Below are 578 nucleotides of genomic sequence, written 5' to 3' on the forward strand. Positions count from 1 at the left end.
ACTAACATTGCATACCGTATGAAAGAGCTTGCAACACAAGGTGCTAGTGACGCGAATGGCGCTACTGAATGGGCTGCACAAAGCTCTGAATATGAAGCGCTTAAAGCTGAATTAACGAGTATTATGGATAATACATCGTTTGGTGGAACTGGTTTACTTGCTGGTGGTAAGTTTGCGGGTGCGCTTGAATTTCAAGTAGGCTCAAGTATAGCTGAAACATTGGATGTCGATATCTCAGCTAGCTTGACAGCTGTGACTAGTGGTATTGCTGCGACAGCTACCTCTTTTACTGATGTTGCGACAGCGCAAACTGAGTTAGGTTTAGTTGATACAATTATAGGTGCTATCGGTACCGCTCGTTCATCACTAGGTGCATCAATGAATCGTCTTGAGCATACCATGACGAACGTTACTAACATGAAAGAAAACACACAAGCAGCGTCATCTACGTTGATGGATGCTGACTTTGCAGCTGAAACGTCTAACATGACTAAGCAGCAGTTGTTAATGAACTCAGGTATTTCGGTATTGAGTACAGCGAACAGCACAACACAAATGATTGGTTCATTACTTAACTA

The 578-nt window shown here is 42.7% G+C and carries 1 protein-coding gene; it reads left to right on the plus strand.

Features of this window, described 5'->3' with window-relative positions; genetic code table 11:
- Window positions 1-18: 18 nt before the first annotated feature.
- A partial coding sequence (locus Q4503_RS18815) for a flagellin (RefSeq protein ID WP_303603192.1) occupies window positions 19-578 on the plus strand: 560 nt, incomplete at its 3' end.

This window comes from Colwellia sp. 6_MG-2023 (genome assembly GCF_030547765.1).
Lineage (GTDB): Bacteria > Pseudomonadota > Gammaproteobacteria > Enterobacterales > Alteromonadaceae > Colwellia.